Source organism: Microbacterium sp. PF5 (genome assembly GCF_004794315.1).
GTDB lineage: Bacteria > Actinomycetota > Actinomycetes > Actinomycetales > Microbacteriaceae > Microbacterium > Microbacterium sufflavum.
On sequence record NZ_SSDQ01000105.1, the window covers coordinates 1 to 9,502 of the forward strand.

At 71.7% G+C, this 9,502-nt stretch carries 9 protein-coding genes; 4 read left to right on the forward strand and 5 right to left on the reverse strand.

The window, feature by feature from the left end:
• Nucleotides 1–103: 103 nt before the first annotated feature.
• Both sucD and sucC read right to left on the reverse strand, forming a co-directional pair.
• The gene (sucD, locus tag DW297_RS08085) at nucleotides 104–1,006 is read right to left on the reverse strand and encodes a succinate--CoA ligase subunit alpha (protein WP_136031178.1); all 903 of its coding nucleotides are present in this window, start codon (nucleotides 1,004–1,006) and stop codon (nucleotides 104–106) included.
• An 18-nt stretch (nucleotides 1,007–1,024) separates the two neighbouring features.
• Nucleotides 1,025–2,191, reverse strand: coding sequence for an ADP-forming succinate--CoA ligase subunit beta (gene sucC, locus DW297_RS08090; protein ID WP_136031181.1), 1,167 nt, complete (start codon nucleotides 2,189–2,191; stop codon nucleotides 1,025–1,027).
• A 157-nt stretch (nucleotides 2,192–2,348) separates the two neighbouring features.
• Between sucC and DW297_RS08095 the strand changes: the two genes are divergently transcribed.
• Nucleotides 2,349–3,011, forward strand: coding sequence for a TetR/AcrR family transcriptional regulator (locus DW297_RS08095; protein WP_136031183.1), 663 nt, complete (start codon nucleotides 2,349–2,351; stop codon nucleotides 3,009–3,011).
• Between the two features lie 72 nt (nucleotides 3,012–3,083).
• Nucleotides 3,084–4,319: an acyl-CoA dehydrogenase family protein gene (locus tag DW297_RS08100; protein ID WP_136031185.1), complete on the forward strand. Its 1,236-nt coding sequence runs from the start codon at nucleotides 3,084–3,086 to the stop codon at nucleotides 4,317–4,319.
• Nucleotides 4,320–4,349: 30 nt separating this feature from the next.
• On the opposite strand, the gene DW297_RS08105 is transcribed toward DW297_RS08100, so the two are convergent.
• Nucleotides 4,350–4,835 carry a hypothetical protein gene (locus DW297_RS08105; RefSeq protein ID WP_136031186.1) on the reverse strand — a complete coding sequence of 162 codons (486 nt, stop codon included), beginning with the start codon at nucleotides 4,833–4,835 and terminating at the stop codon, nucleotides 4,350–4,352.
• Nucleotides 4,836–4,899: 64 nt separating this feature from the next.
• On the opposite strand from DW297_RS08105, the gene DW297_RS08110 reads away from it, so the two are divergent.
• A complete protein-coding gene (locus tag DW297_RS08110; RefSeq protein ID WP_136031188.1) occupies nucleotides 4,900–6,354 on the forward strand; it encodes a phytoene desaturase family protein in 1,455 nt (484 codons plus the stop codon).
• A gap of 46 nt (nucleotides 6,355–6,400) precedes the next feature.
• Nucleotides 6,401–7,444 (forward strand): ATP-dependent DNA ligase, encoded by a 1,044-nt coding sequence (locus tag DW297_RS08115; protein WP_136031190.1) that lies wholly within the window; start codon nucleotides 6,401–6,403, stop codon nucleotides 7,442–7,444.
• A gap of 6 nt (nucleotides 7,445–7,450) precedes the next feature.
• Here the strand turns inward: DW297_RS08115 and ligD are convergent, their stop codons facing one another.
• Together ligD and DW297_RS08125 are read right to left on the reverse strand one after the other, a co-directional pair.
• Nucleotides 7,451–8,521 carry a non-homologous end-joining DNA ligase gene (gene ligD / locus DW297_RS08120; RefSeq protein ID WP_136031192.1) on the reverse strand — a complete coding sequence of 357 codons (1,071 nt, stop codon included), beginning with the start codon at nucleotides 8,519–8,521 and terminating at the stop codon, nucleotides 7,451–7,453.
• A 64-nt stretch (nucleotides 8,522–8,585) separates the two neighbouring features.
• On the reverse strand, nucleotides 8,586–9,502 hold a 917-nt coding region (locus tag DW297_RS08125), incomplete at its 5' end, for an SseB family protein (RefSeq protein WP_136031194.1).

Consider the following 9,502-nt stretch of genomic DNA (forward strand, 5'->3'; position numbering starts at 1 on the left):
CACGACGATGCCCCGGACACGACGATGCCCCGGACACGACGATGCCCCGGACACGACGAAGGCCCCGGGGTGGAGCCCGGGGCCTTCGCTACCAGTGTACGCCTTACAGCGCCTCGATGATCTCGCGCATCAGCGCGGCGGTCTCGGACGGCGTCTTTCCGACCTTCACGCCCGCGGCCTCGAGGGCCTCCTTCTTCGCCTGCGCGGTACCGGCAGAGCCGGAGACGATCGCACCGGCGTGACCCATGGTCTTGCCCTCGGGAGCCGTGAAGCCCGCAACGTAGCCGACGACCGGCTTCGTGACGTTCGCCTTGATGTACTCCGCCGCGCGCTCCTCGGCGTCGCCGCCGATCTCGCCGATCATCACGATCGCCTTGGTCTCGGGGTCGGCCTCGAACGCGGCCAGCGCGTCGATGTGCGTGGTGCCGATGACCGGGTCGCCGCCGATGCCGATGGCGGTGGAGAAGCCCAGGTCGCGCAGCTCGAACATCATCTGGTAGGTCAGGGTGCCCGACTTCGACACGAGGCCGATCGGGCCCTTGCCGGTGATGTTCGCGGGCGTGATGCCGACGAGCGCCTCACCGGGGGTGATGATGCCGGGGCAGTTCGGGCCGATGATGCGGGTCTTGTTGCCCTTGCTCTGCGCGTAGGCCCAGGCCTCGGCCGAGTCGCCCACGGGGACGCCCTCGGTGATGACGACGAGCAGCGGGATCTCGGCGTCGATGGCCTCGATCATCGCGTCCTTCGTGAAGGCGCCGGGGACGAAGGCGATCGACACGTCGGCGCCGGTCTCCTTCATGGCCTCGGCGACCGAGCCGAAGACGGGGAGCTCGACGGCGTTGCCGTCCTTGTCCGTGTGCGAGACCGTGGCGCCGGCCTTGCGCGCGTTCACGCCACCGACGACCTGGGTGCCGGCCTTGAGCATGAGCGCGGTGTGCTTGGTGCCCTCGCCGCCGGTGATGCCCTGGACGATGACCTTGGAGTCCTTGTTGAGGTAGATCGACATTCTTCTCGTCCTTCAGTCTCAGGCGTTGGCGAGCTCGGCGGCCTTGTCGGCGCCCTCGTCCATGGTTGCGGCCAGGGTCACGAGCGGGTGCGCGTACTCCGCGAGGATCGCGCGGCCCTCCTCGACGCGGTTGCCGTCGAGACGGACGACGAGCGGCTTCGAGGCCGTGTCGCCGAGGGTCTCCAGTGCCCCCTTGATGCCGTTGGCCACGGCGTCGCACGCCGTGATGCCACCGAACACGTTGACGAACACGCTCTTGACCTGCGGGTCGCCGAGGATGACGTCGAGGCCCGCCGCCATGACCTCGGCCGAGGCGCCGCCGCCGATGTCGAGGAAGTTGGCCGGCTTGACGCCGTTGTGGTTCTCACCCGCGTAGGCCACGACGTCGAGCGTGGACATGACCAGACCCGCGCCGTTGCCGATGATGCCGACCTCGCCGTCGAGCTTGACGTAGTTCAGGCCGCTCTGCTTGGCCTTGGCCTCGAGCGGGTCGGCGGCGTCCTTGTCCTCGAGCGCCTCGTGCTCGGGGTGGCGGATCTCCGACGCGTTGTCGTCGAGCGTGACCTTGCCGTCGAGGGCGATGATGTCGCCCTCCTCGGTGCGGACGAGCGGGTTGACCTCGACCAGCGTCGCGTCCTCGCCCTTGTAGACGTCGTAGAGCTTCACGAACACGTCGGCGACCTTCTCGACGAGGTCCTCCGGGAAGTTCGCGGCGCGGGCGATCTCGACCGCCTTGTCCTTGTCGATGCCCGTGAGCGGGTTGACCTCGACGCGGGCGAGGGCCTCGGGGCGCTCGACCGCGAGCTCCTCGATCTCCATGCCGCCCTCGACCGAGCAGAGGCTCAGGTAGGAGCGGTTCGCGCGGTCCAGCAGCACGGAGAAGTAGAACTCCTCGGCGATGCGAGCGCCCTGCGCGACCATGACGCGCTTGACGACGTGGCCCTTGATGTCGAGGCCGAGGATCGCCTTCGCGGCCTCGTACGCCTCATCGGGGGTCTTGGCGACCTTGACACCGCCGGCCTTGCCGCGGCCACCGGTCTTGACCTGGGCCTTGACGACCACCACACCGCCGATCTTCTCGGCGGCCGCCTTCACCTCCTCGGGGGTGTCGGCGACGATGCCGGCGAGGACCGGCACTCCGTACTTCTCGAAAACGTCTCGTGCCTGGTACTCGTACAGATCCACTGTGGTTCCTTCACTGGGCTGCTGTTGGTCTGGTGATTCTCTCGATGTCGAGACATCGACCAGTCCCCCAGCCTACTACCTCGGCCTGACCGCTCCGGAGCGCGGGGCGGGCGGCGATGACCGCGGCGGCCGGTCGACGAGGACCTAGGATTTCGTCATGCGAGACTTCCCCGAATCGCGCGACGCCGTCGTCGCCGCCGCCCTCGAGCTCTTCCGGACCCAGGGCTTCGACCAGACCTCCGTCGAGCAGATCGCGAAGGCCGCGGGGGTGTCCCGCTCGACCTTCTTCCGACAGTTCGGCGGCAAGGAGGATGTGGTCTTCGCCGACCACGAGGTCCTGCTGGATCAGCTCAGGGAGTTCCTCGCCGAGGGGCACGACGACCCGTGGGCGGCGGTATGCGCGGCGTCGGAATCGGTGTTCGCGCACTTCTCCAGCGACCCGGAGATGGCACGTCGCCGCTACCAGATCGTGCGCCAGGTGCCGGTGCTGCGCGAGCGGGAGATCATCACGGTGTTCCGCTACGAGCGACTGTTCGACGAGTACCTGCGCGGCGCCCTCCCCGGCGTCGATCCGCTCGACGCGGTCGGGTTCGCGGCGCTCGTCACCGCGGTGCACAATCACGTGCTGCGCCAGCTGCTGCGTGGCCGCAGGAAGGTGCCGCTGTCGACCCTGCAGTCGGCGCTCGCGGATGTGCGGCGCCGCTACGGCGTCGCGGACGGGTCCGCCGCGGATGCCCCGGACGACGTGGTGGTGGCGGTGTTCCCGCGGGCGATGCCCGTCGCCGAGGTCACACGGCGGCTGCGCTCCCGGCTCGACTGATACCGCGGCGAGCTCGGGCTCGTGGGACCCAGTATCGAGGAGTACGATACTCAGGTCCACGAAGGAGCACCCATGAGCATCGAAGCCTCCCCGTTCCCCGGCGAGCGCGTCTCGTCGTACGACGTCACCGGCCGGCAGGACAGCGACTACTACGCCGTGTTCACCGACATCCCCGCGGCCGACCGCGAGGCCTGGGACCGCGCCAAGGCGTACGTCGACGAGGTCGCCCCGCAGATGGCCGAGGCCTGGGACCGCGCCGAGTACCCCCTCGACGCCGCCCGCCGCATGGGCGAGCTGGACCTCGTGGTCGACGGCATCGACCACCCGTCGCTCACGCGCCTCTCCCCCCTCGCCGCCGGGCTGGTCAACATGGAGATCTCCCGCGGCGACGGCTCCCTCGGCACGATCCTCGCGGTGCAGGGCGGCCTGGCCCTTCGCACCCTCGCGCTGTTCGGCTCCCCCGCCCAGCAGGAACGGTGGCTCACCGCGCTGGCGGACGGCTCCGTGCTCGGATCGTTCGCACTGACCGAGCCCGACCACGGGTCCGACTCCGTCTCCCTGGAGACCACCGCGCGCCGCGACGGCGACTCCTGGGTGCTCCGCGGCACCAAGAAGTGGATCGGCAACGGCGCCTCGGGCGGCATCACGTTCGTCTGGGCCAGGGTCGACGACGAGTCGGCCGCGGAGCACGGCGCCGTGCGCTGCTTCCTCGTCGAGCAGGACACCCCGGGCTACACCGGCACCGTGATCCGCGGCAAGGCTTCGCTGCGCGCGATCCACCAGGCCCACATCCGCCTCGACGACGTGCGCGTGCCCCTCGACGCCGTGCTCCCGGGGACGACGAGCTTCAAGGATGCGTCGACTGTGCTGTACGCCACGCGCTCGGGTGTCGCGTGGTCGGCCCTCGGCCACGCGACCGCCTGCTACGAGGCCGCGCTGGCCTACGCGAAGGAGCGCGTGCAGTTCGGCAAGCCGCTCGCCAAGTTCCAGATGGTGCAGGAGCGGCTGACGCACATGCTGGAGGACCTCACGGCGATGCAGCTGTACTGCCGCCGGATGGCCGACCTGGAGCAGGCGGGGCAGCTGCGCCCGACCCAGGCCTCGCTCGCGAAGTTCCACAACACCCGCGCCGCCCGCCGCATCGCCGCGACCGCCCGCGACCTGCTCGGCGGCAACGGCATCCTGCTGGAGAACGGCGTGATGCAGCATCTCGCCGACATCGAGGCCATCCACACCTACGAGGGCACGGAGTCGGTGCAGGCGCTGCTGCTCGGCCGCGACATCACGGGGATGAGCGCCTTCGCCTGACGCCGGGCGCCCGCATCACACGGTCGCGGGTCAGTCGCAGCCGCAGCCGCCCGCGGGCGTCTTCACCATGAAGCACACGTCGCACACGCCGTAGTCGCGCTCGACGGGCTTGGGCGCCGCGGGCGTGCGCGGGGCCGCGGGAGTGCGCGGCGCGGAGGAGCGCTTGGCCCGCACGGCGGTCGGCGGCGCGAACTCGCTCGGGTGCGTCACGTAGAAGTACGGTGCGCGCCCCTCGCTCGGCTGCAGGCGCAGGCGGGTCGAGCCCACCGTGACCACCTCGTCCTCCGTGAATCCGTTGGTGTAGGTGCGGCCGATGTGCAGCGCCGCGCCGTCGCCCCGGCGGATGGCCTCGATGTAGCGACCGCGGTCGATCAGGGAGGTCACCCCGATCTGGTCCACGATCTCGCCGATGAAGGCGTGGTTCACCGGATCGATGCGGTGGGCGCGGAGCGCCTCCGGCAGCGAGCGGTACGGACGGGAGGTGCCGGCGGGGGTCGGGCCCTGGACTTCATTCATCCCTTCCAGGATCGCACGGCGCAACCCCCTCGGCCGACCGTCTGCCGCATGCGAGACTGGCGCCATGCCCCTCGCGACGATCATCGGCTCCGGACCGAACGGCCTCTCGGCGGGCGTCGCGCTGGCCAGAGCCGGATACCGGGTACGCGTGCTCGAAGCGGCGGACACCGCGGGCGGTGGCCTGCGCACGACCGAGGGGACCACGCTCCCGGGGTTCCGGCATGACGTGTGCTCCGCCGTGCACCCCGCCGCCCTCGCCTCGCCGTTCTTCCGGGCCTTCGGCCTCGACGAGCGCGTCACGTGGATCCGGCCCGACATCTCCTTCGCCCACCCGCTCGACGACGGGCGAGCGGCCATCGCGTGGCGCGACCTGGAACGCACCGCGGCCGACCTCGGGCCCGACCGCGACGCCTGGCTGCGACGACTGCGGCCGCTCACCACGCACATCGACGGCGTGACCGACTTCACCGGCAACCAGCTCCTGCGCATCCCGCGCGACCCCGTCACCGCGGCGCGCTACGCGGTGCGGATGCTGGATCAGGGCACTCCCCTCGCCCGCGCCGCCTTCCGCACCGACGAGGCCGCCGCCCTGATGGCGGGGGTCGTGGCGCACGCGAACTCGCCGCAGCCGACGCTCGCGGGCGCGGCGGCGGGGCTGCTGCTGGCCGCGCTCGCGCACGCCGGAGGGTGGCCGTACCCGCGCGGGGGATCCCAGACCATCGCGGACGCCCTGATCGGCGATCTCGAGGCGCACGGCGGCACCGTCGAGACCGGGGTGCACGTCGGCGACCTCGCCAGCCTCGACAGGGGCGACCCCGCGCGCGGCGACGTGCTGCTGCTGAACACCTCGCCGCGGCTCGCCCTCACCCACCCCGACATCCCCGCCCGCTACGCCAGGGCCGTGCGTGCCTACCGCTACGGTGCGGCCGCCGCCAAGGTCGACTTCGCCCTGGACGGCCCCGTGCCGTGGGCCAACCCGCACGTGCGGAACGCCCCGACCGTGCACGTGGCCGGAGACCGCGACGAGGTGTGGAACAGCGAGAACGCGGTGGCGATCGGGCGCGTGAGCGACCGGCCCTACGTGCTCGCGGTGCAGCCCTCGGTGTTCGACCCGACGCGGGCTCCGGAGGGCAAGGCCGTGCTGTGGGCTTACATCCACGTCCCCGGCGGCAGCGACCTCGACCCCACCGAGCTCATCACGGCACAGGTCGAGCGGTTCGCTCCGGGGTTCCGCGACCGCATCCTCGCCCACCACGCGGTGCCGGCGTCCTCCCGCGAGGCCCTCAACCCGGCCGAGATCGGCGGCGACATCTCCGGGGGCGTGTTCGACATGCGGCAGGCGCTGCGGCGTCCCGTGCTCTCCCCCGCGCCCTGGCGCACCCCGATGCCCGGGGTGTACCTCGCCTCGGCCTCGACCCCGCCCGGCCCCGCGGTCAACGGCATGGCCGGCTGGCACGCGGCGCACACCGTGCTGCGCGACGCGGGCACGCCGGCGGAGCTGGGCGACCTGTTCGGCTGACCGCAACCCCTTCCTCCCCGCGATGCCCGCGGTCCAGGATGGGTGCATGCGCTACGAGATCCCCGCCCCCATGCTCGCCAAGGCGACCGCCACGGTGCCCGACCCCGTGAAGCATCCCGGCGGACTGCTCTTCGAGCCGAAGTGGGACGGCTTCCGCGGGCTGATCGCCTGGGACGGCGAGACCGTCGAGATCGGCTCCCGCGGCGCGAAGCCCCTCACGCGCTACTTCCCCGAGCTCGTCGACGTGATCCCGGAGCTGCTCCCCGGCCCGTGCCTGCTCGACGGGGAGATCGTGGTGGCGACCGGGCCGCAGGGAGCGCAGCGGCTGGACTGGGAAGCCCTCAGCCAGCGCATCCACCCGGCCGCCTCGCGCGTCGCGAAGCTCGCCGCGGAGACCCCCGCCATGTTCGTGGCCTTCGACCTGCTCGCGTACGGCGAGGACGACCTGCAGACGCAGAGCTTCGAGACGAGGCGCGCCCGGCTGGAGAGCGTGATGGAGGCGGTCGAGCATCCCCTGCACCTCACCCGCACCACGCGCGACCGCGACGCCGCCGTCCGCTGGCTCGAGGAGTTCGAGGGTGCCGGGCTCGACGGCGTCGTGGCGAAGCCGCTCGACCAGCCCTACGCGCCGGGCAAGCGCACCCTGCTCAAGATCAAGCATGCCCGCACCGCCGACGTGGTCGCGCTCGGCTACCGCATCCACAAGTCCGGCTCCGGGGTGGGCTCGCTGCTGGTCGGGCTGTACGACGCCGACGGGACACTGCGCCAGGTCGGCGGTGTCGCGGCCTGGAGCGACGCGCGGCGCCAGCAGCTGGTGGAGGAGCTCGCGCCGCTCGTGGAGCGCGACGCCTCCGGAGCGGCCGTGACGGGCGAGGGTGAGCGTTCGCGGTTCAGCGGGTCGAAGGACGTGTCGTTCGTGCGCCTCCGCCCCGAGCGCGTGCTGGAGGTGCGGTACGACCAGCTGGAGGGTGCGCGCTTCCGTCACACGGTGCAGTTCGAGCGGTGGCGACCCGACCGGGACGCGCGCTCCTGCACGTACGACCAGCTCGACACGGTCGCGGGTTACGACCTCGCCGACGTGCTCAGCTGAGCCGGGTCAGTCCTCGACGGGGTTGCCGTTCTCGTCCCAGTTCGCGGCGTTCTTCTTGCTGGGCTGCACGCGCGGCGGCTCGCCGGGCATCTTGGGGAACTCGGGCGGGAACGGCAGCTCGCCCAGCCCCGCCGCCAGGTCTCGCTCCCACCACTCCAGGAGGGTGTCGATGCGTCCCGGCGTCGCCTGCATGTCGGCCCACGGGTCGCCGATGTCGTCGAGTCGCTGCGGGATGCTGCGCACCGTGAACGAGCGCGGATCGACGTCGTCGAGCTCGTCCCAGTGCACCGGCGTCGAGACGGTCGCTCCCGGGAGCGCACGGGGGCTGTAGGCGCCGGCCATGGTGCGGTCACGGTTGGCCTGGTTGAAGTCCACGAACAGCCGCTCGCCGCGCTCCTCCTTCCACCAGTTCGTCGTGACCCGGTCGGGCATGCGTCGTTCCAGCTCGCGCCCTGCCGCGATCACCGCGTGCCGCACGTCGAGGAACTCGTGCGTCGGCTCGATCGGCGCGAACACGTGCAGGCCGCGGTTGCCGCTCGTCTTCGCGAACGCCTCCAGACCGGCCTCGCGCAGCACCTCCCGCAGCGCGTGGGCCGCGGGCACGGCCTCGGCGAAGCCGGTGCCGGGCTGGGGGTCGAGGTCGATGCGCAGCTCCACCGGGTTGTCGGAGTTCTCCGCCAGCGACGCCCACGGGTGGAACACGATCGTGTTCATCTGCACCGCCCACACGATCGCGCTGGGCCGGGTGAGCACGATCTGCGGGTGTCGGCGGCCGCTGTTGTACGTCACGGTCACGGCATCGACGAAGTCGGGGGTGCCCTTGGGCGGGTTCTTCGAGAAGAAGCCCTCCGCCCTCGGCTCCCCGCTCGCGCCGACGCCGTCGCGGAACCGTTCGAGCGACACGGGGCGATGGCCGTTGGCCGACAGGAACGGCTGCGCGACCCGCTGCACGTACTCCGCCAGCTCGGCCTTGGTGATGCCGAGGTCGGGCCACACCACCCGGTTCGGGCTGGAGAGGGAGACCTCGCGCTCCCCGTCGGGGTCGGAGACGGTCAGGGTCACGCGTTCGGAGGCCATGATCCGACCCTAGGGCGCGCCTCCGACGGGCGGAACCCCCGGCGACCGGGGGAACACGCTCGGCTCAGTCGTCGATCTGCACGGCGCGGACGAGGACAGGTGCGAGGGCGTCGCGCTCCACCACGATCGACGGGCCGGCGGAGTCCACGATCACGCCCGCCATCTCGGCGTGACTCGTCAGCACCTTCGCCAGCTGCTCGGGCTCGAACGGCAGCGGCCGGTCGCCACGCCCCAGGGCGATGACCTCCAGCGGGTGCGAGAAGAGCTGCAGGAATCGGCGGCCGTCGGCGGTCTGGGCCTCGGCGATGCCGACCTGACCGGTTCCGGATCCGTCGTTCACGGCCACCCACATGCGCGTCGTCGCGAGGGCCTCGCCCACCTTCGCCGGGGTGTCCTGCGCGCGCGGGCCAGAGATCAGGGACTTGACCGTCATCTCGGTGTCGGCCTGCTCGAGCGTCTTCTCCAGCAGCTCCGTGGGGAACACCACGCGGTGCGGCGCCGAGGCGTTGTCGATGATGAGTCCGGCGAACTCCCCCGCGACCACGTGCTGCATGACCGAGGTGGACGGCTGCGCGACCGCCGACGTCGCGGAGGGGTCACCCTCGAGCTGCACGGAGTCGCGCACCGCGGCCGCCGAGCTGAACGCGAGCATGAACTGACGATCGCCGTCGCGCACGACCGCGACCGCGAGCGGCTTGCCCTCGCTGATCTGCTCCCTGGCGTCGCCGTTCACGCGGATGAACAGGTGACTCTGCAGCGCCTGCCGCAGCACCCCGAGCAGTTGCTCGTTGGACGCTCCGGCCTCGATCTGGGCCAGGGCCTCGCGCAGCAGGACGTTGTCCTTCATGCCGGGGACGCTCTCCGTCTGCTCCGGCGGGAGGGCCGGGGCCAGCGGCAGCTTCCGCTCCTGCGGCGTCGCGGGCTGCCCGGTCGGGCGCGCGGCGGGGGCGGTCGCGGAGGGTGCGGAAGCGGGGGCGGTGG